We start from the raw sequence: 25,018 nt of genomic DNA, 5'->3' as shown, positions 1-25,018 counted from the left end.
TGGTCAGGCTTCGACTGGTGGCGCAGCCCTGAACACATCCTTGTAGCTGATATACTGGAAAGCAAACATCAGGGCATTAATCACCAGCAAGGCTGCAAACACCAACAGTGGCATCAATAGTTGCGCCAGCATCGGAATTAACGCACCCAGAATGCCGATCACCAGCCCCAACCCCAGCATCACCACCAGCATGCCAACGGTCATCACCAGCCAGGAAACACTCATCGGCACCGTGTATTGCAACATTCCGGCAATGCTGGATTTAATCGCCTTAAGCAAGGGGTAGCCATTCAGGGCAATCAGCATCGGTGAGAACCAGGTGGCAATAAACAAAGGTAACAGCAGTAGCAATACCTTGACGATAAAAGACAGCGTGTTCTCTAAAAACAGCGTCATTTGTGATTCTGTCATGCCCGCTTTGGTCGGCGCATGCGAAATCAGGGAAGCGAGGTCGCTACTGAGTAAATAGGTCGCCAGCACAGCGTACACCAGGCAGCTGGCACCCAACAGCACCAACGGTTTGAAGTGCAACTGCAATTGCTGCCAGACGGCTGGCGGTGACATGCTGCCCTGCAAATCTACCTGTCGATACAACAGCACGATCAAGGCCATACACACTGGCCAGATCACCACCGAAACCAAGCCCAAAAACCCGAGTAAAGGCAATGAGGGCAACACCATGAAAATCACGATATAGGCCAGCGAACACAACATCCAGACATGCGGCTGTGTGCGGAACAAGGCCAGGCTTTCTTTCACCCAGCGTACACCGCGCTGGCTTCCGGTTTCTGTCATACGTCTCCCTTTTTTATCTTTTCCAGGCAACACAGAATAAGTGGCTGCGCGGACACATTGCTGCGTTGCACTTTATCGCTCGCTCACTTACTCCGCGTTTCCTTAAGTCAACACTTTACGATTCAGCAGTACCCGCTCAAAATGCGCCGGGTCTTTGGCATGCGTGAGCTCGCCCGCGACCGGGTAATAAAAATCATACAGGCGCGATAACCAGAAACGCAAGGCGGCCCGGCGCAACAAGGCTGGCCAGTGGATTTTTTCGGCCACGGTGAATGGACGCTCGGACTGGTAAGCATTCATAAATGCCGCCAGTTTTTCATCCACAAAATTTCCGGCGGCATCGACACACCACTCGTTCGCAGCAATCGCCACATCGTAGGCAAGCACATCGTGGCAGGCATAGTAAAAATCAATAAAGCCACCCAGCACATCGCCATCAAACAACACATTGTCCCGGAACAAGTCACCATGGATCACGCCATGTGGCAAACGCGACAAATCCAGACCATGCTGGAACTCTAATTCTTCTTGCAGCAGATGTTGCTGTACCGGTGCCAATTTAGGCATCACCTGCTGCGCGGTCATCACGCGCCAGCCCTGCCCACGTTGATTATGTGACTGCTCATGAAAATCCAGCCCGGCCACATGCATGCGCGCCAAGGTTCTCGCCACGGCCTCAATCTGTTTGACATTGGGCTGGCTGACATCGCTGCCTTTCAGGCAACTCACCATCAAGGCCGGTTTACTGTGAATACGGTGCAAGGCGGTATTATTCTGGTCCGTAATGGGCTTGGGACAAGGGATGCCATGCCGGGACAAATGCGTCATCAAATGGACGAAATAAGGCAGTTCGTCAAAGTCATTCTTCTCAAACACGGTCAGCACAAAACGCGACTGACTGGTTTCAACGAAATAATTGGTATTGGTGATACCGGCAGCGATGCCACGCAAGGTATGCAGCTCGCCAACATTAAAAGGCGCCAGCCACTGGCGCACTTCATCCAAACTCAGAGTGGTAAAAACAGACATGTTTATTTGCTAACCTGCCAGCAATGGCAGGCGATCAGAATTAGAATCGGAACAGAATCCATTTGGGAACGGACAGTGGACGGGTCGGGCCATCATGCACCCAGTCACCATTACGGTCTTCGCGATGCAAGTAATAAGATTTGCCACTTGGCGGCGTCACTTTCACCATATACACCTCGCCGTTCAAGCTATACTCCTCGACGTCATTCTCGCCATCTTTGCGTTTATTGACGCTAGGCTGGTCAATCGGTTGCCCTTCAATCACCTTGGGTGGTGGTGGCACTTCTTCAAGCAGCTCGGCATCTTTGGGGGCTGCAGCCCACACCGGCATCGCAATCGCAGCGATGCAGATACCTGCCAGCAATAAACGGGAAAAATCACGCATGGAAGACTCCTTAGTCATTAACGACTATTCTAGCAAAAACCCACGCGCTGGCGGTCACTGCATACATAATAAACTTTGCATCATACTGCCCGGCTAACAACACCAGGGCAAACAATTACAGATAAAGCTGCATCTTGCGTTCGGCCGGGGTCAGCTCAAAGCCTGTGGTTTCATAATGCTTGAAAATCGCATCGACAATCTGTTGCGGCTCATCAATGATCTGAATCAGGTCCATATCCTCGGGCGACGCCATGCCTTCCGCCACCAGCGTATTGCGCAACCAGTCAACCAAACCGGCCCAGAACTTGCTGCCAACCAGGATAATCGGAATCTTGCGGCTCTTACCGGTTTGCACCAGCGTAATCGCTTCCATCACTTCATCCAGCGTACCAAAACCACCCGGCATCACCACAAACGCGCTGGCATATTTAACAAACATGACCTTGCGCATAAAAAAGTATTTAAAGCTGATGCCGATGTCCTGATACGGATTGCCATGTTGTTCAAACGGCAACCTGATATTGAGGCCAACACTGGCACCACGGCCCGGGAACGCCCCTTTGTTGGCAGCTTCCATCACGCCAGGGCCGCCACCGGAAATCACACTGAATCCGGAGTCTGACAGCAAACGCGCAATTTCTTCAGTGAGCAGGTAGTAAGGATGATCAGGCTTGGTACGCGCACTGCCAAAAATAGACACGGCAGGCATGATGGCTTTGAGGCTTTCGGTCGCGCCGACAAACTCGGCCATAATCTCAAATGCCCGCCAGGATTCATGGCTGACATCATCGCCATCCAATAATTCTGGCTCCACCATGCTTGGTAGTTTTTGACTGCTCATACATCTATCCTTCAAATCACAAACCAAATTAGTGTACATGAAGTCGCTTTGAAATGCGTAAAATACGCCATTGATTTGATTCACGAGAACGCACAATGAAAACCTTGCTTCTGGTAGACGGTTCCAGTTACCTTTATCGCGCCTTTCACGCCATGCCGGATTTGCGCAATTCGGCCAATGAGCCGGTCGGCGCGATTCAGGGCGTGCTCAACATGCTGCGCCGCTTGCATAAAGACTATCCATCAGATTACAGCGCCTGTGTGTTCGATGCCAAAGGCAAAACTTTCCGCGACGACTTGTACCCGGAATACAAAGCCAATCGTGCCAGCATGCCGGATGACCTGCGGGCGCAAATCGAACCGCTGTATGAAACCATACGCGCCATGGGCTGGCCGTTGATTATTGAAGAAGGCGTGGAAGCCGATGACGTCATAGGTGCGCTGGCCAAGCAGGCCGAAAAAGAAGGCATCAAAACCATCATCTCCACTGGTGATAAAGACATCACACAACTTGTGAATGAGCATATCACGGTGGTCAATACCATGCGTGATGCCTTCCGCAAGACAGATGATGTACTGGACATTGCCGGGGTTGAGAATAAGTTTGGCATTCCGCCTGACAGGATTATCGACTACCTGATCCTGGTCGGCGACACCGCAGACAACGTGCCCGGCGTGGAAAAGGTCGGCCCGAAAACCGCCGTCAAATGGCTGACCGAATATGGCACACTGGATAACATTATTGCCAATGCCGACAATATCAAAGGCGTGGTCGGCGAGAACCTGCGCAAGGCCCTGCCCTGGCTACCGACAGCGCGCGAGCTAATTACCATCCGCTGCGATATCGGCTTATGTGAGAGTTTTGACGAACTGATTGCGCAAACGCCCGATAAAGAAAAACTGCTGGCGTTGTTTGACCACTTTGAGTTTCGTAGTTGGAAGCGTGAACTGGACAAGCTGCCGGACGGTGCGACTGCGACTGAAAATTCGTCTATATCCACAGTAGATTCACTGAGTACAGTCCCCGCCACGACGTATACCCCTGACACGCGTCGTCAGTACCAGACAATTTTAAATGATGCCGACCTGGATAGCTGGCTAGCCAAACTGCAGCAAGCTGAGCTAGTGTGTTTTGACACCGAAACCACCTCGCTGGATGCCATGCAGGCAAAAATTGTCGGCGTGTCTTTTAGTGTGACTCCCGGCGAAGCCGCTTATGTGCCACTCACGCATGACTATTTTGATGCGCCAGAGCAGCTTTCTTTGCAGGCCACTTTGAACAAGTTGCAGCCAATTCTGGAAAATCCGGCCATTAGAAAAGTCGGCCAGAATCTCAAATATGATATGCATGTGCTGGCCAATCATGGCATCCAGCTGCAAGGCGTGGCACACGACACCCTGTTGGAATCTTATGTATTCGAGAGCCACAAAGGCCATGGCATGGATGAGCTCAGTGAGCGTCATCTGGATATTACGCCCATCAGCTACGAAAGCGTGGCGGGCAAAGGGGCCAAACAAGTCGGCTTTAGCCAGGTCACCGTCGAGCAGGCATCAGAATATGCCGCCGAGGATGCGGACATTACACTGCAACTGCACCAGGCTTTATATCCACAAGTAACCGCCTCGGACAAACTCAATTTCATTTATGAAAAGATTGAATTACCCAGCATGCTGGTGCTGCAACGCATGGAGCGCAACGGCGTACTGATAGACAGCCATATGCTCAATCGACAGAGCAATGAAATCGGCTTGCGTTTGATGGAGGTTGAAAAACAGGCATTCGAACTGGCCGGACAACCGTTTAACCTCGGCAGTCCCAAGCAATTGCAAGAGATTTTGTTCGGCAAACTGGGCATCAAACCGTTGAAAAAAACGCCTTCAGGGGCGCCATCGACTGACGAAGACGTGTTGCAGGAACTGGCGCTGGACTACCCGTTGCCAAAAGTGATTCTGGAACACAGGAGCCTGGCCAAACTGAAGTCGACCTACACCGACAAACTGCCGAAAATGATTAATGCGCAAACCGGCCGCGTGCATACCAATTACAACCAGGCCGTTGCCATCACCGGCCGCCTGGCGAGCTCTGACCCCAACCTGCAGAACATCCCGGTGCGCACGGCTGAAGGCCGCCGTATCCGCGAAGCTTTTGTGGCGCCACCTGGCTCGCACATTGTCTCTGCTGACTATTCGCAAATTGAATTACGTATCATGGCGCATCTGTCACAAGATGCTGGTATGCTCAGCGCATTTGCCAACAATGAAGACATTCACCGCGCCACTGCCGCAGAGATTTTTGGCGTTGAGCGCGCGGCAGTCGACAGCGAACAACGCCGCTACGCCAAGGTGATCAACTTCGGCTTGATTTACGGCATGAGTGCGTTTGGCCTGGCACAAAACCTCAATATCGAACGTAGCGCCGCTGCCAACTACATCGAGCGCTACTTTGCCCGCTACCCTGGCGTACGCCAATATATGAACGACACACGCGAACTGGCCAAACAGCAGGGCTATGTGGAAACTATTTTTGGCCGCCGCCTGTGGGTGCCGGAGATCAACAGCGCCAATGTGCAACGCCGCAACGGCGCCGAACGTGCCGCCATTAACGCACCTATGCAAGGCACCGCCGCTGACTTGATTAAACTGGCCATGATTGCGGTCGACCAATGGCTGACGGCAGAAAAACTGCAGACTAAACTGATCATGCAGGTACACGATGAACTGGTACTGGAAGTGCCGGAGACCGAACTTGAACTGGTGAAATCCACCTTGCCTAAACTGATGCAGCATGTCGCCACACTGGATGTGCCCTTACTGGCCGAAGTGGGCAGCGGTAGCAACTGGGAAAGTGCGCATTAAATGCACGCCATATGTTAAGGTAATACATCCATCACACACAGGGGACCCGCGATGAAATCGTCGCTTATGATCGGTATTATTTTGATAGCACTTGGCACGGCCGGATTAGTATTCAAAGGCTTTAGTTACGAGAGCAAAGAAACCGTGGCTAAAATCGGCTCCCTAGAAGCCAGTGCGGAAATCACTAAAGATGTCGAGATTCCGCAAGCACTCAGCATCATCGTCCTCGTGGCCGGTGTGGCAATGGTGCTGGTTGGCCTGAAAAAATAACGCTGGCCAATCACTCAAGTTTGCCAGTCTTTTCTGACAGACTTTTACTGCGCCCGCTGACAGATCACACCAGAGGTTCTGGTTAGCATACGATTTCATCACAACAATAAGGGAGATTCACATGCTTTGGACGATTGTAGTTGGCATTATTGCAGGTTGGTTGGCTGGTTTGATTATGAAGGGCGATGGTTTTGGCCTGATCTGGGATTTGATTTTGGGCATCGCCGGTGCAGTCGTTGGCGGCTGGCTGTTTGGCTTGCTTGGCCTCAGTGCCAGCGGCGGCATGGTGGGTAGTATTATCGTGGCCACCATCGGTGCAGTGTTCCTGATTTTCATTTCACGCTTGCTCAGGTCCGCCTAGACGCATCAGGCAGTACCAGACTAAATGCTGGAAAAGACTACTTTTCCAGCATTGCCTTTTTTAGCCAGATACATGGCGGCATCTGCCTTTTCAAGCAAGGCCTCAATCTCTTCTTTTTTCCGTGGCCATGCAAATGCCACACCTATGCTGCAACCCACCGTGATTTCCTGCCCGGACTGAAAGCGGATCGGCTGTTGAATGGATTCGATCAGTTTCTCTGCAATCCTGGTGGCCAGGACGCGTGGATGGTCAGTAAATGTGAGTAGAATCACAAACTCGTCACCCCCAAACCGGCACACCATATCGTCTTCACGTAATACTTTTGGGATACGTTGCGACACCGTAATCAAGACTTCATCCCCTGCCGCATGCCCCAGCGTATCATTGACTGACTTAAAGCCGTCTAAATCCAGAAACAGCAAGATCATGCCACGGCTGACGTTGTGTGCGTGGGCGCCACTGGCAATACCGCGCATCAGGCTCAGCAGGCCACGCCGGTTAAACAATCCGGTCAACGGATCTTCTGTCAGCAGTTTTTCCAGCGCATTTTGCTGCGTGTGAAACGCCGTCATATCCATCAGAAAGCTGATGCAAAAATTCGACTCATACTCCATGACCCGCGTCAGCGCAATCCTGAGCGGGATTTCATGGCCATCAGCATGAAATCCATGACGTTCCGCCACAACCTTCTCAGAGGTATCTTGCTGCCTGCGTTTTCTGGCATAGGCATTCAATTGTTTCCAGTCGGGAATCATTTTTGAGATATGTTTACCGATAATTAACTGTGCCTGATAACCAAACATGCCTTCAAACGCGCGATTGACCATTTTGATAAACCCTTTGGCATCGGTAATCACAATGGCATCAATCGCGTTTTGAAAGATGACCCGCATTTGGTGTTCCTTGAACTGTAAATCGCGGGCAAGCTGGCGCTGCCTGGCAAGCATATTTTGCGCAATAGCAGCGCCGATCAAGATCATCGTCCCCAACGTCACCAGCGTCGACAAATACCAGCGATCGACCGTCGGCACGGGCCGGGCAAACTCGGCGATCCCCACGAATGCTGCAGCCGCCATCCCGATGTAATGCATAATCGTAATGGCCGCCCCCATCACTAGCCCGCTGACGACATGACGCCAGGCACGCAGCCGTTGCAATCGCTCACATTGCTGGCCAAACCATAATGCAAGCACCGCAAGCAACACGGCAGCCACCACAGAAATCAGGACCCACCATGGTTTGAATGTCATGGTCGCGGCGGTACGTATGGCCAACATGCCGCTGTAGTGCATGATGCCAATACCCAGTCCAATAATCATGCCGCTTAACCATAAATGCTTGACGCCTTTTTCAGCGCGTGAGATCCAGCGCATGGCAGCCCAGGAAGCGACAAAAGCAGGCCAGATAGAGAGCAAAGTGATGAGCGGATCGTATTTAACGGTGACGCAAAGCTCGAATGCCAGCATACCGAGGAAGTGCATGCTCCAGACCGCCGCGCCTAATACCGTGGCACCGCTCAATAGCGCAATTTTCTGATCTCTTTTTAACTGGAATTGGGGGGCCAGGTCAGCCAGGTACATGGCTAATATAGAAGCTATTGCAGCAATGAAATAAGACAACACCACCATCCATCCCTCGTAACGGGACAGAATGAGAGAACCTGCTGGACTCACAACCTCAAACAAAAAGTTCGTCAATTGCTGGTATCCAATCACGCATGGTGACTTTATCAGGGTGTGGAGCGCGGATCGATTACCGTACCTGAGCGCTCACGGCTGGCGCTGATTGAATTTAGTGTGCATGCATCACAGTGACATAAATTTAAAAGCGCTCACTGGTATTATGATGACCTTGAAAAACACTTTCAAAACACATTTACGCAAATTAACCATGAATCAGTTCGGCATTTATATCATTGGCGATGAAATCCTGTCTGGCAAACGTCAGGATGCGCATCTTGGCAAAGTGATTTCGCTGCTGTCAGCCCGCGGTTTGCAATTGAGTTGGGCGCATTTTATTGGCGATATCCCCGACCAGATCACCAGTCACCTCAAAGCCAGTATGGCTCGCGGTGATGTCGTATTCAGCTTTGGCGGTATTGGCGCCACGCCGGATGACCATACGCGACAATGTGCGGCCGCGGCCGCAGGCGTGACGATTGAGCGTCATGCAGGCGCCGTTGCCAATATCGAGGCGCAGTATGGCGCAGGCGCTTACCCTAAGCGGGTGCTGATGGCCGACTTTCCACAAGGCTGCGATTTGATTCCCAACCCAATTAATCGCGTGGCCGGATTCAGCCTGAATCAGCATTACTTTGTGCCGGGCTTTCCTGAAATGGCCCACCCCATGGTGGAATGGGTACTCGAGACGTATTACAGCGACCTGTTTCATACGGCAGACTACCTGGAACAAGCCATCGTTGTCACCGAGGCGGGGGAAAGTGACCTGATTGATTTAATGCACCAGATGTTAAGCCAGTATCCCATGCTGAAATTGTTCAGCCTGCCGCGCACCAATCAGCGTCGCACCACTGAGGTCGGCATGAAAGGGCAAAGTGCATTGGTCAAACAGGCCATGCAAGACCTGAAAGCTGGCGTGTCGGCGCTTGGCTACCCCTGGGTAGAGGTATAAATCGCGATGGATTGCCGCCCGCAATGCGGTGCATGTTGTATTGCACCATCGATTACCAGTGCGATCCCCGGTATGCCTGATGGTAAACCGGCGGGGGTGGCCTGCATTCAACTGGACGAATTATTCAGGTGCAAACTGTTTGGTCAACCCGAGCGCCCGGATTTTTGTGGCGGCTTGCAACCCAGCCTGGAAATGTGCGGCGATGCCGAACAGCCGCGTGAATATGCCATACGCTGGCTGAGTGCACTAGAATTAGCGACCCAGCCAGAGACGCCTGGCCATTAGGGTTTACGGTAGGCCCAACGCATCAGGCCCAGCCCGACCAGGATCATGGGCACGCATAACCACTGCCCCATACTCAGGCCCAGAGACAGCAACCCTAAAAAGCTGTCCGGCTCACGGGTGAATTCGACAATAAACCGGAAGCTGCCATAACAGAGCAGGAACAAGGCAGAGATTGCGCCGATGGGGCGTTTTTTACCCGCGAACGTCCATAACACCAGGAACAACACAATCCCTTCCAGCGCAAATTCATACAACTGCGACGGATGGCGGGCCACCTGGTCCACTGCAGGAAACACCATGCCCCAATCCGCATTGGTCGGGCGCCCCCATAACTCGGCATTGATAAAATTACCCAGGCGTCCGGCGCCAAGGCCAATCGGCACTAAAGGCGCTACAAAATCCATCAGTTGCAACCAAATCACGCCACGTTTGCGCGCAAACAGCGCCATTGCCACCATTACGCCAATAAAGCCGCCGTGAAACGACATACCGCCCTGCCATAAGGCAAAAATCTCTAGCGGATGTTGCAGAAAATAAGCCGGTTGATAAAACAGCACATAGCCCAAACGACCACCAAACACCACACCCAGCGCAATGTAAAACAGCATATCGTCCGGGTCGCGTTCCTGCCAGGGCGAGGCCGGATCCAGCTTGCGCAAGCGCTTGACCTGGTATTGCCCCAGCCACAAGCCGCCAAAAAAACCGACCAGGTACATCAGGCCATACCAATGAATACCGAAACTGCCAATTTGCAATGCGATGGGGTTAAAGCCCGGATGGGTAAACATGCCGTATCACCGTGAAAAAACTGCATTATACCTGCTCACCACGCCTACGCAGTGACGTCTTGCAGCGCTGCAGGCGATGTCATTCGCCACACCGCTAACAGGCTGATAAGCGCCATCAGCGACATATAGGCGCCCACCCAGGGTAAGCCTCCCTGCTGCACCAGGGATTGCGCAATCGCTGGCGCAAAAGACGCGCCTAAAATACCGCCCAACTGGTAACTCAAGCCGGCACCACTATAGCGCACGGCGACCGGGAACTGCTCGGGCAAAAATGCGCCCATGGGGGCAAACGTCACCCCCATCAAAAACAACGCTGAGAATAAAAACAGCAATATCCATAACCAGTCGCCGCTCCCCAACAGTGGCGCCAGTGCAAAGCCCAGCAACAGTGCCAGTACTTGCCCGCACATCAGCACCGGGCGCCTGCCAACACGGTCTGCCCACCAGGCCGCAAGCGGTGTCGCGAGTGCCATGCCGATGACGGCCACGCATAACAAACCCAAAAACACTGGCCGCGCGATATGCAGGGTTTGTGTACCATAGCTCAGGCAAAACACCGTTGCCGTGTAAAACAGGTGATAACACACGCCCATGGCCAGCGCCCCCAATACAATGGCGCGCCCATGTTGCAGCAACAAGGCTTTCAACGGCCAGCGGTGTAAATGCTGTGCGGACTGCGCCTGTGCAAATACCGGCGTTTCAGCCAATTTAAACCTGACATATAAGCCCACCATCACCAGCGCCGCACTGATGATAAACGGCACACGCCAACCCCATTGTTCAAACTGGGCCTCGCTCAGGCCAAGACTCAGGGCTAGAAATGTCAGCGTGGCCAGCAGAAAACCGATCGACGGCCCCAGTTGCGGAAACATGCCATACCAGCCACGCTTGTTCGCAGGCGCATACTCGGTGGCCAGTAAGGCCGCCCCCGCCCACTCGCCCCCCAGGCCGATACCTTGTGCGAACCTGAGCAAGCAAAGCACGACTGGCGCCCAGATGCCCCAGCTGGCATAGCCTGGTAGCAGACCAATCAAAAAAGTGGCGCTCCCCATTACCAGCAATGAAGCGGCCAGTGTCGACTTACGGCCAATACGGTCGCCAAAGTGACCAAACAATAATGCCCCTACCGGCCGCGCAATAAAAGCCAGGCCAAAGGTGAGCAGCGCATTCAGGGATTGTATGGCCGGATCGCTGGCAGGAAAGAATACCTGCCCGATCACCAGCGCAGCGGCCATGGCATAAATATAAAAATCGTAAAACTCGATGGCGGTGCCGATAAAGCTGGCAAAGGCGATATGCTTTAATGAAGGTGTCGTCATGCCGGCATCTTAAGGCTGCCGCCAGGTTTTGCCTAGCCAATAAAAAACCGGGGTAACGATCTCTCGTTACCCCGGCTAGCTCACACATACTCAAAAAATGACTGTTTAGGACATTATTTCTTAGCCTCAGCCTCGGCAGTGACACTTTCCGGTTTCCAGCCACCACCCAGTGCCTTGAACAGGTCCACCGACGCGGTCAGCGTATTCTGGCGGCTCTGCACCACAGCTTGCGTAGCCTCATTATGGTTACGCTGTGCATCCAGCACCTCCAGGTAGCTGGTATAGCCTGCCTCATAGCGGTTTTTCGCCACGCGCAGAATATTGCCAGTGGTTTTTTCCTTGGACTCGGCCAAGGCCTCTTGCTCACGGTATTGTTGCGCATTCACCAGTGCGTCGCTAACTTCGGTAAACGCAGTTTGCAAGGTGTTCTGATAAGTTGCCAGTACTTGTTTTTGCTGCGCTGTCGCCTGATCCAGACGTGCATTCAAGCGGCCACCGTTGAAAATCGGCATGCTGATATCCAAACCAAGTGACCAGACACGTGCAGGCGATTTCAGCAAGTTATTCAGCGCGATACTTTCACCACCATAAGTGGTGGATAGCGAGATACTTGGGTAAAACGCGGCGCGTGCCACGGCAATGTTGGCATTGGCTGACACCATGTCCTGCTCTGCCTGGCGCACGTCCGGACGGGCTTCCATCAGGGCTGAAGGCAGACCGGTTGGCGCGACTGGAGGGGTTGGCATCGCCATCAGGTCACCCGCCGCGATTTTCAGGCCAAGATCATTGGTCAGTAAACCGATCTGATGCTCACTCAAAGCGCGCAAACGCTTCAATTCCAGCGTCTGCGTTTGCAGCGTGGTGACGACCAGCTCCGCCTGATGTGCGTCCAGAATGGTAGACACGCCACCTTCCACCCGACGTTTGGCCAGGTCCAGGCTGTCCTGTGCGGTTTTCAGGTTTTGCGTATTGACCAGCAATTGCGCATCCAAACTGCGTATCATCAGGTAATGATTAGCCACCAGGCTGGACAATGACCAAGTCACCGCCTCTTTGGCATAACGCGTCGCCAGCAGTTGCGCACGCGCAGCTTCATTGGCACGGCGCAGTTTGCCCCACAGGTCCAGCTCATAACTGCCGTTCAAACCGACTTTGTAGGTTTTACGCGGGTTATTGCCAAACACCGGGAACACACCGGACTCGGTAACACGGTTACGTAAACCGGAACCGGTTGCGGTGACGGTAGGCAACAAGTTACCGCCGATTTCGCGCATTTGCGCGTCAGCCTCTTCAATGCGTGCTACAGCCAGTTGCACGTTATTGTTTTTGGCCAGCGCAGTGTCTACCAACTGGTTTAACTGGCTGTCATTAAACAGTGTCCACCATTGCTGCAACGCCAGTTGCTGCTCGGTACTGAGTGCGTCAGCACCCGCAGCGCCATATTGGTCTGGCAACTGCGGTGCCGGACGCGAATACAAATCACCCAGCATCTGGCAACCGGTCATGGACAAGGTCAACAACCCCAGCAGCAATGATCGCTGTAACGGTTTTAATGCAATTTTCATTGTCGGTTTCATACCGATTCCTCTTCTACAATGTGCCCATGGTGACGAACCTTTTTCTCATTGGTCAACCAGGTAAAGAACAACGGGATAAAGATGGTGGCAATAAACGTTGCCAGCAACATACCGCCAAACACACCAGTACCCATAGACTGACGGGCTGCCGCACCTGCACCGGTCGCGAATACCAGCGGGATAATCCCCAGCATAAACGCCATCGACGTCATCACGATCGGTCTGAAACGCAGACGGGCTGCTTCCAGTGCCGCTTCAGCCAACGGCATGCCTTCTTCCATTTTCTGTGACGCAAACTCCACAATCAGGATGGCGTTTTTCGCTGCCAGGCCGATCAGGGTAATCAAGCCAATCTGGAAGTAGATATCGTTGTTCATGCCACGTGTCAGCACGGCAATCAACGCACCTGTCATCGCAAATGGAATTGCCATAATCACCGCCAATGGCAATGCCCAGGTCTCAAACTGCGCGGCCAGGATCAGGAACACCATAATGGTCGCGAAGGCAAAGGCTACCAGCGCAGCGGAACCAGTACGATTCTCCTGGTAGGCTTGGCCAGTCCAGGCAATCTGGTAGCCATCCGGCAGGTTTTCCTTGGCAATTTTTTCCACCAGTTTGATGGCATCACCTGAGCTCACGCCAGGCGCACCGCTACCAAATACTTTGGCAGACAGCAGGCCGTTGTAGCGCTCCAGTTGCTCGGCACCAACAATATTGCTGACCTTCGCCAATGCCGACATAGGCACCATATTGCCGTCCGGATTTTCGGCGGTTGGCTGGCTACGCACATACACTTTGCCCAAGTCTTCCGGCTTCATGCGGTACTCAGCCTCCGCTTGCAACTGCACGCGATAGGTACGGCCACTACGGTTAAAGTCGTTGACGTAGAGCGAACCCATGGTACTTTGCAAGGTGGCGTAAATATCCGCAATTTTCACGTTTTGTGACAGCGCTTTGGCTTCATCGACCTCAATAAACAACTGAGGCACGGTCGGCCGGAAAAAGCTGTTAATACCGGTCAATTGCGGGCTCGCACGCATCGCATCCATAAAGTTATTCATGACCTGCGCCAACTTGATCGGATCGGTATCGCCATGGCTTTGTACATACACTTCAAAACCACCGGCAGAACCCAAGCCACGAATCGCAGGCGGGTTCACGGCAAAGCTCAAGCCATCTGGCTGGCTCATGCCGATGCCAATCAATTTACCCACCATTTGGTCAGCATTGGTGGTGCGTTGATCCCAGTCTGTCATACGCACAAACATGGTCGCAGCATTGGTTTTGTTCGCACCTGTCAGCAATTCAAAGCCGTTCACCGCAAACTCATGCGCCGTTGCCGGATCTTTAGCGATAGTCGCACGGATGTTTTCCGTGGTTTGTGACGTACGCTTCAAGGTTGCACCATCTGGCATCACGACGATACTGATCACATAGCCCTGATCCTCTGGTGGTACAAACCCACCCGGTACTGCACGGAACAGGAAAATCATGACCACCACCATGGCCCCAAATACCACGGCACCAATAATCTTGTGATGCAGGGTCAGGTTAACGGTACCGGTGTACAGGTTGGTCAAGCGGCTAAAGCCACGGTTAAATTTCCTGAAGAAGGCATTTTCATGGTGACCATTCTTCAAAATCATGGCGCACAGAGCTGGCGTCAGCGTCAACGCTACCACGCCTGAAATCACCACAGAAATGGCCACTGTGACCGCAAACTGGCGATACAACTCACCGGCGATACCGCCCTGGAAAGCCACCGGCACGAACACCGCACACAACACCAGCACAATCGCCACCACCGCCGCTTGTACCTGGGCGATAGACTTGATCGCCGCATGTAAAGGATTGAGGTTTTCTTCCTTCATCAAGCGTTCGGTGTTTTCCAGCACCACAATCGCATCATCCACCACGATACCGATCGCCAGAATCATGGCAAACAGCGTCAGCAGGTTGATTGAGAATCCAAACAGATACAAGCCGGCAAACGTACCCACAATCGAAATTGGCACGGCAATCATCGGGATCAAGGTCGCGCGCCAGCTCTGCAGGAACAGGAACACCACCAGCACCACCAGAATCAGCGCTTCACCAAAGGTATGAAACACTTCCTTGATGGTCGCTTTCACAAAGTCACTGGTATCGTAAGGAATGTTGTAATCCATGCCTTCTGGGAACTTCAGCTTCAGTTCATCCACTTTGGCCTTGATGGCTTCGGCAGTTTCCAGCGCATTGGCGCCGCTTTGCAAGAAGATAGGTAACGCTACACCAGGCTGCCCATTCAATGCAGAAGCCACGTTATAGGTTTGTGCGCCCAGCTCAATACGCGCCACATCCTTCAGGCGCAGGACGCCGTTAGGGCCTTGCGCACGGATAATAATATTACCAAACTCTTCAGGCTCAATTAGGCGCCCTTTGGCCGTCACGGTGAATGCCAACTGCTGATTCGGCGTGGCAGGCTCGGCACCAATTTTACCGGCAGCATACTGCGCGTTTTGTGCACCAATCGCGGCAGAAATATCACTGGTAGACACACCCAGCTGCGCCATACGGTCAGGACGCAACCAGACACGCATGGAGTAATCCTGGCCACCAAAAATAGTGACATCGCCCACGCCTTTGATGCGCTTGAACTCATCCAGCACATTCAGCGTGGCGTAGTTACTCAAGAACAAACGGTCATGTTCTTTTTTCTTGGAGATCAGCATCACCACCAACAGAATATCGTTGGAGCGTTTTTGCACCACGACACCGGTTCTGCGTACATCTTCCGGCAAACGCGGCAAAGCAATGTTAACGCGGTTGCTGACGTTAAAAGTCGCCTGGTCAACATTGGTGCCAATATCAAACGTAGCGGTAATGGTTAAAGTACCGCTGCTGTCAGAACTGGAGTTAAAGTACAGCAGGTTTTCCACTCCGCTTAACTGCTCTTCAATCGGTGCTGCCACGGTTTTAGACAGTGTTTCAGCACTGGCACCAGGATAGCTGGCCGTAATCAGCACAGTTGGCGGCGCAATTTGCGGATATTGCGCAATCGGCAATTTAAATGCCGCTGCCAACCCTGCCAACACGATGATGATAGACAGCACGCTGGCAAAAATCGGCCGTGTGATAAAAAATCGGGTCATATCGTTTTCCCTGAGACGGGCCTGAATATTGAACTCAGGCCCCAGATAACATGATTAAATCAAAAACAAACTAAGCATTTAGCAAATAAGGCTATGACCAAATTAGCTTTTAGCTGGCGCGGCAGGTGCCGCATCTGCCGCATGCGGCGCCACAGGTGCACCCGGACGGACTTTGATCAGGTTATCAACAATCACCTGGTCACCGGCTTTCAAGCCATCAAGTACGATCCAGCGATCATTGAACCAGCCACCCGCCACGATAGGACGCACAGCCGCGACGGTTTTGCCTTCCTTGTCTTTTTCGGCCACAAAGATAAATTTACCTTGTTGTCCAGTCAGCACCGCTGTTTGCGGAATCAGGAAGACACCATCGCGTTTGCCCGTGATCAAACGCACGCGGACAAACTGCCCTGGCAACAATGCACGGTCAGGGTTCTGGAACTCGGCCCGCAGTTGTTGCGTGCCTAATGCCGGATCGATCTGGCTGGCAGAAAAGTTAATTTTGCCTGATTGTGGATACTCGCTATTGTCAGCCAGAATCAGTCTCACATCTTGCACACGGCCCGGGCTCAAATGGCCGCCCAATGCCAGCAAGTCAGACTCAGACAAACTGAAGCGCACCCAAATTGGCGACACTTGCACGATGGTACTGAGCAAACTGGTATTCGCATTCACCAGCGCACCTTCGGATAATACAAAACGACCCGCTATACCACTTTCAGGCGCTTTAACATGGGTGTATGACAGGTTTAACTCCGCTTCACGCAGTTGCGCCTGATATTGCAACAAGGTCGCAGAAGCGACAGTGTTATCAGAAGCCGCGTTATCATATTCACGTTGGCTGATGGATTTAGTTTCCAGCAAGCCTTTTAAACGCAGCGCTTCACGTGCAGTTTGTTCGATACGGGCTTTTTGCTGTGCAATCAGCGCCCTGGCTTGTTCAACTTGCAGTTGGAAAGGCACCGGGTCAATCAGGAACATATCCTGACCGGCTTTCACCGACTCCCCTTCTTGATACAAACGTTTCAAGACAATACCACCCACACGTGGACGGACTTCAATTTGTTTGGCACCCTCGGTTTGCGCCACGACTTCGGTTTGCACCGGCACCGTTTCTGCCGTGACTGTTTGTGCCGTCACTGGCATGGCTGGCATACCGCCCGCCGCAGGGGTTTGTTCGTTGGATGATTTTCCGCAAGCACTCAGTACAACGCCCAAAGCAAGCACAAGCAGCGTACGACGAGGCTGGATAGTCTGTGAAATCAACATGTTATCCTCTAAAAATTTTTAAAATAGACTTGATTACATACAATCTTGGATGTATATTATATACAAACACGAATGTATGTAAATGGGTTTTGCAAAAAATTTGCCGTACAAGCTGCCAAAAACGAGTCAGCGGTCACAACTGGTAAAATACACAACCTACAAGAAACTTTAATGAATATGAAAGAGCGATAGAAACTTATGGTACGTAAAACCAAAGAGGATGCCGCAATCACCCGCCAGCGCATTATTGATGCTGCACGAGAAATGTTCCTGCAAAAGGGCGTCAGTCGCACCAGCCTGGAACAAATTGCCACACACGCCAGCGTGACACGGGGCGCCGTCTACTGGCACTTTCAAAATAAAGCTGAACTGTTTCACGCGATGCGCGAAGAGGTCTACCTCCCCCTGATTGACCGCATGGACGACACCCTGCTCGGCAATAGCGAGGAAGCCAATAGCGACCCGCTAGGCCGTATCCGCAAATATATGGCAAGCACCATTCTCATTCTGGACGATGACCCAACCACACGCGCAACCTATGAAGTCATGATGACCAAATGCGAATATGTCGATGAGTTTGCCGATGTATTGAAATCAATTTTAAGTAACTGTAGCGGACTGGTGCACAAAATGGAACAGGCTTATGCCAAAGCCCAGGAAATTGGCCAGGTCGGCATTCAGCTGACCGCCGCCGAACTTGCCATGGACTCGCATCTGTTTTTCTCCGGCCTGCTGCATATGTGGGTGAAAGACACCGAAGGCACTTTATTTCGTGACCACGCCTTGCAACTCATAGACACACATATCAAGCTGCGTAAAAAATAAGCAAAAATTCCTGTTTACGGATTCCCTGATCCGCGATTTGCAGTTAAAATAGTCGGTCTTTTCACTGATTTATCAATCACATGCAAATCGGCCCACACATACTGAAAAACAATCTGGTTGTCGCACCCATGGCGGGCGTGACCGACAGGCCTTTCCGTATGCTGTGCAAAAAAATGGGCGCCGGATTGGCCGTGTCGGAGATGGTCACGTCCAATTCCTTATTGTATGGCAGTGAAAAAACCAAGCGCCGCGCCAACCACGAAGGCGAAGTCAGCCCGATTTCAGTACAGATTGCAGGTGCCGAACCAGCCATGATGGCAGAAGCCGCCAGACACAACGTCGATAATGGCGCACAAATTATCGACATCAATATGGGCTGTCCGGCCAAAAAAATCTGTAACGTGATGGCAGGTTCTGCCCTGCTGCGTGACGAGCCATTGGTCTCACAGATCCTCAGGGCGGTGGTCAATGCCGTTGATGTACCGGTAACCCTCAAAATCCGCACTGGCTGGGACAGACAAAACAAAAACGCGATCCAGATCGCCAGAATGGCCGAGGATCTTGGCGTGCAGGCACTGACTATTCATGGCCGCACCCGTAACGATCTTTACCATGGCGACGCAGAATACGATACGATTGCTGCCGTCAAACAGGCAATCAACATTCCATTGATTGCTAACGGTGATATCACCACGCCAGAAAAAGCCAAATTTGTGCTCGACTACACCAAAGCCGATGCGGTGATGATTGGCCGCGCCGCACAAGGCCGTCCATGGATTTTCCGTGAAACAGAGCATTTCCTGAACACCGGCGAACATATGCTGGCACCCACTGTAGATGAAATTCACCAAGTGATGCTGGAGCATTTGCATGACCTGTATGACTTCTACGGCGACCTCACCGGCATGCGCGTCGCCCGCAAGCATATTTCCTGGTATACCAAAGGCTTATCAGGCTCGGCTGCTTTCCGCCACAACATGAATACGCTGCAAACCATAGAATTACAATTACAAGCTATTAACGACTTTTTTGCCGAACTCAAAGCGAAGAATGACCGACTGGTCTATGTCGACAACGAGGAGAACGGTGATGAGGAGTTGGCAGCATAATGCAAAACGACAGTAAATTGAGTCTCGCTGTGCGCGAGTCACTGGACGACTATTTCACGCATCTCGATGGGCAACCGCCGCATGCCATCTATGACATGGTACTGGGTTGTGTCGAAAAACCCATGCTGGAATACGTATTAAACAAGGTCGGCGGCAACCAGAGTAAAGCTGCAGACATGATGGGCATTAACCGCAATACCCTGAGAAAAAAAATGGCCGCCTACGGTCTGGAATAAACTACACCGGGCCTGATGACATTTCATCATCAGGCCTTTTCATTTTCTTTATCACGCAATTCCACTCAAATTCATTATGACGATTAAACGCGCGCTTATCAGTGTTTCCGATAAAACCGGTGTGCTTGAACTGGCACAATCCCTGCACCAGCTTGGTGTAGAAATCCTTTCTACTGGCGGCACCGCCAAACTGTTCCGTGACAACAATATCCCCGTGAAGGAAGTCAGTGACTTTACCGGCTTCCCGGAAATGCTGGATGGCCGCGTCAAAACCTTGCACCCGAAAGTACACGGTGGTTTACTGGGTCGTCGCGATTTGCCTGAACATGTAGCGGCCATGCAGCAATATGGCATTGAGAATATCGACCTGCTGGCAGTGAACCTGTATCCGTTTGAAGCCACCGTTGCCAAAGCCAACTGCACATTAGAAGATGCGATTGAAAACATCGATATCGGCGGCCCGGCCATGGTGCGCTCCGCGGCTAAAAACTGGAATGACGTGGCGGTGTTGACCGATGCGGCGCAATACGCTGAAGTCGTCAATGAGCTGAAAGCCAATAACGGTGCCGTCTCCAAAGCAACGCGCTTTAAATTGTCTGTGGCTGCATTTAACCGCATTGCACAATATGACGCAGCGATCAGTAACTATCTGTCCGCCATCGACTTTACTGAAACAGAATCCGCTGGCAAGCCAGTGTTGAGCCAGTTCCCTGGCCAGATGAACAGCAACTTTGTCAAAGTGCAGGATCTGCGTTACGGTGAAAACAGCCACCAGCAAGCGGCGTTCTACCGCGACTTGTACCCGGCACCGGGCAGCCTGGCTACTGCGCAACAATTACAAGGTAAAGAGCTCAGTTATAACAATATCGCCGATGCCGATGCCGCCTGGGAAGCCGTAAAATCCTTCACTGGCCCAGCTTGCGTGATTGTGAAACATGCCAACCCATGTGGCGTGGCATTGGGCGCGAACGCGCTGGAAGCCTATAGCAAGGCTTTCAAAACTGACCCGACCTCGGCCTTTGGTGGCATTATCGCCTTTAACAGTACGCTGGATGGTGCAGCTGCCGAAGCCGTGTCTAAACAGTTTGTAGAAGTACTGATCGCACCGGACTTTACACCAGAAGCGCTGGCCATTTTCACGGCCAAAGCCAATGTGCGCGTGTTGAAAATTGCTTTACCGCAAGGCGGCAATACTGCCTGGGAACAGGGCCGCAACGCGGTAGACTCCAAACGCGTAGGCTCCGGCATTTTGCTGCAATCAGCAGACAATCACGATTTACAACTGGCCGATATCAAAATCGTCACCAAGCTGCAACCGACCCCGGCACAACTGCAAGACCTGTTGTTTGCCTGGAATGTAGCCAAATATGTGAAATCCAACGCCATCGTTTTCTGTGGCAATGGCATGACCTTGGGCGTGGGCGCTGGCCAGATGAGCCGTGTCGATAGCACCAAAATCGCTGCCATCAAGGCACAAAACTCAGGCCTGAGCCTGCAAGGTTCCGTGGTCGCTTCAGATGCCTTCTTCCCGTTCCGTGACGGCGTCGATGTGCTGGCCGACGCGGGTGCCAGCTGCGTCATTCATCCAGGCGGCAGCATGCGCGACGAAGAAGTCATCGCCGCCGCAGACGAACGTGGCTTGGCCATGGTAGTGACTGGTATTCGCCACTTCAGACATTAATTCTATAGCCACAGAGGGCTCAGAGATCACAGAGAACTTCTTTAATCATGTTTTCCTCTGTGGTCTCTGTGTCCTCTGTGGCTCAAACTCAATTAGGTAATACAAAATGAAAATTTTAGTGATTGGTTCTGGCGGTCGTGAGCACGCACTGGCATGGAAAGTGACACAAAACAAAGAAGTCAGCCGTGTGTATGTGGCACCTGGTAACGCTGGTACGGCCACCAACCCGGATATGGTCAATGTGCCCATCACCAAAATTGATGAACTGGTGAAATTTGCTGAAGACGAGCAAATCGCCTTGACCATCGTTGGCCCAGAAGCACCACTGTCACAAGGCGTGGTCGATGCTTTCCGCGCGGCCGATTTAAAAATCTTTGGTCCTACCAAGGCAGCGGCACAGTTGGAAAGCTCCAAAGACTTCGCCAAGGCGTTTATGGTGCGCCACAATATTCCAACAGCCAAATACCAGACATTTAGCGATGCCGCACAAGCCCATACTTACATCGAAGCCAATGGCGCGCCGATTGTGATCAAGGCAGATGGCCTGGCTGCAGGTAAAGGCGTCGTGGTTGCCATGACACTGGAAGAAGCACATACCGCCGTCGACGCCATGTTGTCAGACAACAAGCTCGGCGATGCAGGCGCGCGCGTCGTGATTGAAGAGTTTTTAACCGGCGAAGAAGCCAGCTTTATGGTCATGGTCGATGGCAAAAATATCCTGCCTTTGGCCACCAGCCAGGATCACAAGCGCCTGCTGGATGCAGACCAGGGGCCGAACACTGGCGGCATGGGCGCTTACTCGCCAGCGCCAGTGGTGACCCCAGAGATTCACGCCAAAGCCATGCGCGAAATCATTGTGCCTACGGTAGAAGGCATGGCAAAAGACGGCATTCCCTATACCGGTTTCTTGTATGCCGGTTTGATGATCAGCCCCAGCGGTGAAGTCAAAACACTGGAATTCAATTGCCGCATGGGTGATCCGGAAACCCAACCGATCATGATGCGACTGAAATCAGACCTGGTGGAACTGGCTGAACATGCCGTGGATGGCACACTGGACCAGGCCAAAGCCGAATGGGACTGGCGTTTTGCCTTAGGTGTCGTGATGGCGAGTGCACACTATCCTGACACGCCAAGACTGGGCGACGAAATTACCGGCCTGCCAAAAGACGTGCAAGACGGCCATGTGTTCCACGCTGGCACCACACTCAAAGATGGCAAGGTGGTCACCAGTGGTGGTCGCGTATTGTGTGTGACCGCATTGGGCGAAACCGTTAAATCTGCGCAGCAGCAAGCGTATAAAGTGCTGGAGCAAATCAAGTTCGACGGCGCGCAATACCGCAAGGACATTGGCTACCGCGCCATCAAGAACTAAGCGCCATTAGAGCTCACGACCATGACAGACCAGATCCAGCCTCAAGCCGTTTTTGATTTCCTGCAAGGCTTGCAAGCACGCATTGTAGAAGCCGTAGAACTCGTTGATGGCAAAAACTTTTTGCAGGACAGCTGGCAACGGCCAGAAGGCGGTGGCGGCAACTCTTGCCTGCTAGAAGGCGGCAACGTTTTTGAACGCGCCGGTGTTGGTTTTTCACATGTGCTAGGCAATAAACTCCCCCCAGCCGCCAGCGTCGCCCACCCGGAAGCAGCTGGCCGCCCGTGGGAGGCCATGGGCGTTTCCCTGGTGTTTCATCCGCACAATCCCTATGTGCCCACAGTGCATATGAACGTACGCTTTTTTGTCGCCAAAGCGCAACAGGCTGGCGAACAGGATATCTGGTGGTTTGGCGGCGGCATGGACCTCACGCCTTACTATGGCTTTGAGGATGACTGCATCCACTTTCATCGCGTGAACAAAGAGGTATTGGCACCGTTTGGCGCCGACTACTACCGCAGTTTTAAAAAGCACTGCGACGAATACTTCTTCCTCAAGCACCGTAAAGAGCCACGCGGCATTGGCGGCGTGTTTTTTGACGACTTTAGCGAATTAGGCTTTGAGAAAAGTTTTGCCTTGCAGCGTGCCGTCGGCGATGCCTTTATCAATGCTTATTTGCCGATTGTACAGCGTCGCAAAGACACCGTTTACGGCGAACGCGAGCGTGACTTCCAGGCCTACCGCCGTGGCCGCTATGTCGAATTTAACCTGATTTTTGACCGTGGCACCATTTTTGGCCTGCAATCGAATGGCCGTACCGAGTCTATCCTTCTGTCTATGCCGCCGATTGTGAAGTGGCGCTACGACTGGAAGCCGGAAGCCAATAGCGCAGAAGCCAAATTGTATAGTGACTTTTTGATTGAGAAAGACTGGGTGTAAGCATGCAAGTTTCAATAGAAGCCAGACAACAAGCGCAAGCCCTGCTGGACTTTATTGATCACAGCCCCAGCCCCTGGCACGCCGTAGACACGGTAGCAAATCAACTTAAAGCGCATGGCTTTACACCGCTGCAAGAGAGCGAATCCTGGCAATTTCAGGCCGGTGGAAAATATTTTGTCATACGTGATGGCGGCTCCATCATTGCCTTTACGCTTGGCCAGCAAGCGATTGCAGACAGCGGTTTCCGCATCGTTGGCGCGCATACTGACTCTCCCGGCTTGCGCCTCAAACCGCAAGCAGCTTATAGCACCGAAGGCACGGCACAATTGGGGGTAGAAGTCTATGGCGGGCCTATTTTGGCCACGTTTACCGACCGTGATTTAAGCCTGGCCGGGCGCGTCGTGATACGTACTGCTGAAGGCCTGGACACCCGATTGGTCAGGCTGGACCAACCGCTCGCACGCCTGCCTAACCTGGCAATACACATGAACCGCGAAGTCAATGAAAAAGGCCTGGCGCTTAACAAACAAACCGGCCTGCCGTTGATCTTTGGCCATGCAGCAAATACTGCCGCAGCAAAACAATTACTGACTGAAACCCTCGCGGGCAAACTGGCCATACCAGCAGAGGCCATCGCCGGCTGGGACCTCGCACTCTATGATACGCAGCGCGGCAGTTTCTGGGGCATAGAACAAGAGTTTATCGCCAATAGCCAACTGGATAACCTGGCCTCCTGCCACGCCGCACTTGAGGCGCTGATTAGCAACGAAACACCACAGTCCACGACGATTTGCGCCCTGTTCGACCACGAAGAGGTTGGCTCAGAAAGCGCCACCGGCGCCGGTGGCAGCTTTTTGCTGGATGTGATCAACCGTATTTGTTTATGCTCAGGCCTGACGCAAGAAGACCAGCTGCGCAGTTTTGCCAATAGTTTCTTCATCAGTGCCGATATGGCGCATGCGTTTCACCCGAATCATGCTGGCAGCTACGAGCCTTGCCATCATGTACACATCAATCAAGGGCCGGTGATCAAAACCAACGCCAACCAGCGCTACAGCACCAATGCCGTCACTGCTGCGCGCTTTATCCAGCTATGTGAGCAAGCACAGGTGCCGCACCAGCAATATGCACACCGCACTGACTTGGGTTGCGGCAGCACCATAGGCCCCATCATGGCGGCACAACTGGGCATTGCCACGGTAGATGTCGGTAACCCGATGTGGGCCATGCACAGCATCCGCGAAAGCGCAGGCGTGCTTGACCATCGCTATATGATTGCCACATTGCAGCAACATTACGCCAGCTAATTTCTCACCAGCA

At 52.6% G+C, this 25,018-nt stretch carries 22 protein-coding genes; 12 read left to right on the top strand and 10 right to left on the bottom strand.

From position 1 onward, the window contains the following. Positions 1-3: 3 nt before the first annotated feature. From OH31_RS01930 to OH31_RS01915, 4 genes are all read right to left on the bottom strand, one after another. A complete protein-coding gene (locus OH31_RS01930) occupies positions 4-795 on the bottom strand; it encodes a BPSS1780 family membrane protein (RefSeq protein ID WP_024929399.1) in 792 nt (263 codons plus the stop codon). Positions 796-897: 102 nt separating this feature from the next. Then, entirely contained in the window at positions 898-1,824 is a 927-nt protein-coding gene (locus OH31_RS01925; protein WP_019881297.1) for a homoserine kinase, read from the bottom strand. A 40-nt stretch (positions 1,825-1,864) separates the two neighbouring features. Then, positions 1,865-2,209, bottom strand: a complete 345-nt coding sequence (locus OH31_RS01920; RefSeq protein WP_024929398.1) for a DUF2782 domain-containing protein — start codon at positions 2,207-2,209, stop codon at positions 1,865-1,867. A 115-nt stretch (positions 2,210-2,324) separates the two neighbouring features. Then, positions 2,325-3,050, bottom strand: a complete 726-nt coding sequence (locus OH31_RS01915) for a TIGR00730 family Rossman fold protein (RefSeq protein WP_024929397.1) — start codon at positions 3,048-3,050, stop codon at positions 2,325-2,327. 95 nt (positions 3,051-3,145) lie between these two features. Here OH31_RS01915 and polA point away from each other — a divergent pair, with 95 nt between their 5' ends. From polA to OH31_RS01900, 3 genes are all read left to right on the top strand, one after another. Then, a complete protein-coding gene (polA, locus tag OH31_RS01910) occupies positions 3,146-5,905 on the top strand; it encodes a DNA polymerase I (protein ID WP_024929396.1) in 2,760 nt (919 codons plus the stop codon). A gap of 51 nt (positions 5,906-5,956) precedes the next feature. Then, positions 5,957-6,175: a hypothetical protein gene (locus OH31_RS01905; protein ID WP_024929395.1), complete on the top strand. Its 219-nt coding sequence runs from the start codon at positions 5,957-5,959 to the stop codon at positions 6,173-6,175. 121 nt (positions 6,176-6,296) lie between these two features. Next, entirely contained in the window at positions 6,297-6,536 is a 240-nt protein-coding gene (locus OH31_RS01900; protein ID WP_019881289.1) for a GlsB/YeaQ/YmgE family stress response membrane protein, read from the top strand. A 20-nt stretch (positions 6,537-6,556) separates the two neighbouring features. Here OH31_RS01900 and OH31_RS01895 read toward each other — a convergent pair whose 3' ends face one another. After that, on the bottom strand, positions 6,557-8,155 hold the full coding sequence (locus OH31_RS01895; protein ID WP_242402169.1) for a diguanylate cyclase domain-containing protein: 1,599 nt from the start codon (positions 8,153-8,155) through the stop codon (positions 6,557-6,559). 271 nt (positions 8,156-8,426) lie between these two features. Between OH31_RS01895 and OH31_RS01890 the strand changes: the two genes are divergently transcribed. Beyond that, positions 8,427-9,167, top strand: a complete 741-nt coding sequence (locus tag OH31_RS01890; RefSeq protein WP_024929393.1) for a molybdopterin-binding protein — start codon at positions 8,427-8,429, stop codon at positions 9,165-9,167. A gap of 6 nt (positions 9,168-9,173) precedes the next feature. After that, positions 9,174-9,452: a YkgJ family cysteine cluster protein gene (locus OH31_RS01885; RefSeq protein WP_081624275.1), complete on the top strand. Its 279-nt coding sequence runs from the start codon at positions 9,174-9,176 to the stop codon at positions 9,450-9,452. On the opposite strand, the gene lgt is transcribed toward OH31_RS01885, so the two are convergent. The 5 genes from lgt to OH31_RS01860 all read right to left on the bottom strand — a co-directional run bounded on the left by lgt (position 9,449) and on the right by OH31_RS01860 (position 17,536). Further along, the gene (lgt, locus tag OH31_RS01880; protein WP_024929392.1) at positions 9,449-10,240 is read right to left on the bottom strand and encodes a prolipoprotein diacylglyceryl transferase; all 792 of its coding nucleotides are present in this window, start codon (positions 10,238-10,240) and stop codon (positions 9,449-9,451) included. The genes OH31_RS01885 and lgt overlap by 4 nt on opposite strands. 44 nt (positions 10,241-10,284) lie before the next feature. Beyond that, on the bottom strand, positions 10,285-11,559 hold the full coding sequence (locus OH31_RS01875; protein WP_024929391.1) for an MFS transporter: 1,275 nt from the start codon (positions 11,557-11,559) through the stop codon (positions 10,285-10,287). A 113-nt stretch (positions 11,560-11,672) separates the two neighbouring features. Further along, the gene (locus OH31_RS01870) at positions 11,673-13,124 is read right to left on the bottom strand and encodes an efflux transporter outer membrane subunit (RefSeq protein ID WP_036298557.1); all 1,452 of its coding nucleotides are present in this window, start codon (positions 13,122-13,124) and stop codon (positions 11,673-11,675) included. Positions 13,125-13,132: 8 nt separating this feature from the next. Continuing rightward, positions 13,133-16,267: an efflux RND transporter permease subunit gene (locus OH31_RS01865; RefSeq protein ID WP_019881279.1), complete on the bottom strand. Its 3,135-nt coding sequence runs from the start codon at positions 16,265-16,267 to the stop codon at positions 13,133-13,135. Between the two features lie 102 nt (positions 16,268-16,369). Beyond that, entirely contained in the window at positions 16,370-17,536 is a 1,167-nt protein-coding gene (locus OH31_RS01860; RefSeq protein ID WP_019881277.1) for an efflux RND transporter periplasmic adaptor subunit, read from the bottom strand. A gap of 198 nt (positions 17,537-17,734) precedes the next feature. On the opposite strand from OH31_RS01860, the gene OH31_RS01855 reads away from it, so the two are divergent. The 7 genes from OH31_RS01855 (at position 17,735) to OH31_RS01825 (ending at position 25,005) form a co-directional block, all read left to right on the top strand. Then, positions 17,735-18,361 (top strand): TetR family transcriptional regulator, encoded by a 627-nt coding sequence (locus OH31_RS01855; RefSeq protein ID WP_024929389.1) that lies wholly within the window; start codon positions 17,735-17,737, stop codon positions 18,359-18,361. Between the two features lie 80 nt (positions 18,362-18,441). Further along, positions 18,442-19,470 carry a tRNA dihydrouridine synthase DusB gene (gene dusB, locus OH31_RS01850; protein WP_019881274.1) on the top strand — a complete coding sequence of 343 codons (1,029 nt, stop codon included), beginning with the start codon at positions 18,442-18,444 and terminating at the stop codon, positions 19,468-19,470. Continuing rightward, positions 19,470-19,706, top strand: coding sequence for a helix-turn-helix domain-containing protein (locus tag OH31_RS01845; protein WP_019881273.1), 237 nt, complete (start codon positions 19,470-19,472; stop codon positions 19,704-19,706). Before dusB ends, OH31_RS01845 begins: the two co-directional genes overlap by 1 nt. Before the next feature lie 76 nt (positions 19,707-19,782). Then, entirely contained in the window at positions 19,783-21,387 is a 1,605-nt protein-coding gene (gene purH / locus OH31_RS01840; protein WP_036298554.1) for a bifunctional phosphoribosylaminoimidazolecarboxamide formyltransferase/IMP cyclohydrolase, read from the top strand. A gap of 106 nt (positions 21,388-21,493) precedes the next feature. Beyond that, positions 21,494-22,762, top strand: a complete 1,269-nt coding sequence (gene purD / locus OH31_RS01835) for a phosphoribosylamine--glycine ligase (protein ID WP_024929387.1) — start codon at positions 21,494-21,496, stop codon at positions 22,760-22,762. A gap of 21 nt (positions 22,763-22,783) precedes the next feature. Continuing rightward, entirely contained in the window at positions 22,784-23,698 is a 915-nt protein-coding gene (gene hemF, locus OH31_RS01830; RefSeq protein ID WP_036298552.1) for an oxygen-dependent coproporphyrinogen oxidase, read from the top strand. Between the two features lie 2 nt (positions 23,699-23,700). Continuing rightward, positions 23,701-25,005, top strand: a complete 1,305-nt coding sequence (locus tag OH31_RS01825; protein WP_024929385.1) for a M18 family aminopeptidase — start codon at positions 23,701-23,703, stop codon at positions 25,003-25,005. Positions 25,006-25,018 lie beyond the last annotated feature (13 nt).

This window comes from Methylophilus sp. OH31, from assembly GCF_000576615.1.
In the GTDB taxonomy this organism is placed as follows: Bacteria; Pseudomonadota; Gammaproteobacteria; order Burkholderiales; family Methylophilaceae; genus Methylophilus.
Note: the sequence above shows the minus strand (reverse complement) of the source record. Positions and strands in the feature narration are given on the sequence as shown.

Coding starts and splice junctions, on each gene's coding strand:
- OH31_RS01930 (WP_024929399.1), bottom strand. CDS start 795: ATGACAGAAACCGGAAGCCAGCGCGGTGTACGCTGGGTGAAAGAAAGC.
- OH31_RS01925 (WP_019881297.1), bottom strand. CDS start 1,824: ATGTCTGTTTTTACCACTCTGAGTTTGGATGAAGTGCGCCAGTGGCTG.
- OH31_RS01920 (WP_024929398.1), bottom strand. CDS start 2,209: ATGCGTGATTTTTCCCGTTTATTGCTGGCAGGTATCTGCATCGCTGCG.
- OH31_RS01915 (WP_024929397.1), bottom strand. CDS start 3,050: ATGAGCAGTCAAAAACTACCAAGCATGGTGGAGCCAGAATTATTGGAT.
- polA (WP_024929396.1), top strand. CDS start 3,146: ATGAAAACCTTGCTTCTGGTAGACGGTTCCAGTTACCTTTATCGCGCC.
- OH31_RS01905 (WP_024929395.1), top strand. CDS start 5,957: ATGAAATCGTCGCTTATGATCGGTATTATTTTGATAGCACTTGGCACG.
- OH31_RS01900 (WP_019881289.1), top strand. CDS start 6,297: ATGCTTTGGACGATTGTAGTTGGCATTATTGCAGGTTGGTTGGCTGGT.
- OH31_RS01890 (WP_024929393.1), top strand. CDS start 8,427: ATGAATCAGTTCGGCATTTATATCATTGGCGATGAAATCCTGTCTGGC.
- OH31_RS01885 (WP_081624275.1), top strand. CDS start 9,174: ATGGATTGCCGCCCGCAATGCGGTGCATGTTGTATTGCACCATCGATT.
- lgt (WP_024929392.1), bottom strand. CDS start 10,240: ATGTTTACCCATCCGGGCTTTAACCCCATCGCATTGCAAATTGGCAGT.
- OH31_RS01875 (WP_024929391.1), bottom strand. CDS start 11,559: ATGACGACACCTTCATTAAAGCATATCGCCTTTGCCAGCTTTATCGGC.
- OH31_RS01870 (WP_036298557.1), bottom strand. CDS start 13,124: ATGAAAATTGCATTAAAACCGTTACAGCGATCATTGCTGCTGGGGTTG.
- OH31_RS01865 (WP_019881279.1), bottom strand. CDS start 16,267: ATGACCCGATTTTTTATCACACGGCCGATTTTTGCCAGCGTGCTGTCT.
- OH31_RS01860 (WP_019881277.1), bottom strand. CDS start 17,536: ATGTTGATTTCACAGACTATCCAGCCTCGTCGTACGCTGCTTGTGCTT.
- OH31_RS01855 (WP_024929389.1), top strand. CDS start 17,735: ATGGTACGTAAAACCAAAGAGGATGCCGCAATCACCCGCCAGCGCATT.
- dusB (WP_019881274.1), top strand. CDS start 18,442: ATGCAAATCGGCCCACACATACTGAAAAACAATCTGGTTGTCGCACCC.
- OH31_RS01845 (WP_019881273.1), top strand. CDS start 19,470: ATGCAAAACGACAGTAAATTGAGTCTCGCTGTGCGCGAGTCACTGGAC.
- purH (WP_036298554.1), top strand. CDS start 19,783: ATGACGATTAAACGCGCGCTTATCAGTGTTTCCGATAAAACCGGTGTG.
- purD (WP_024929387.1), top strand. CDS start 21,494: ATGAAAATTTTAGTGATTGGTTCTGGCGGTCGTGAGCACGCACTGGCA.
- hemF (WP_036298552.1), top strand. CDS start 22,784: ATGACAGACCAGATCCAGCCTCAAGCCGTTTTTGATTTCCTGCAAGGC.
- OH31_RS01825 (WP_024929385.1), top strand. CDS start 23,701: ATGCAAGTTTCAATAGAAGCCAGACAACAAGCGCAAGCCCTGCTGGAC.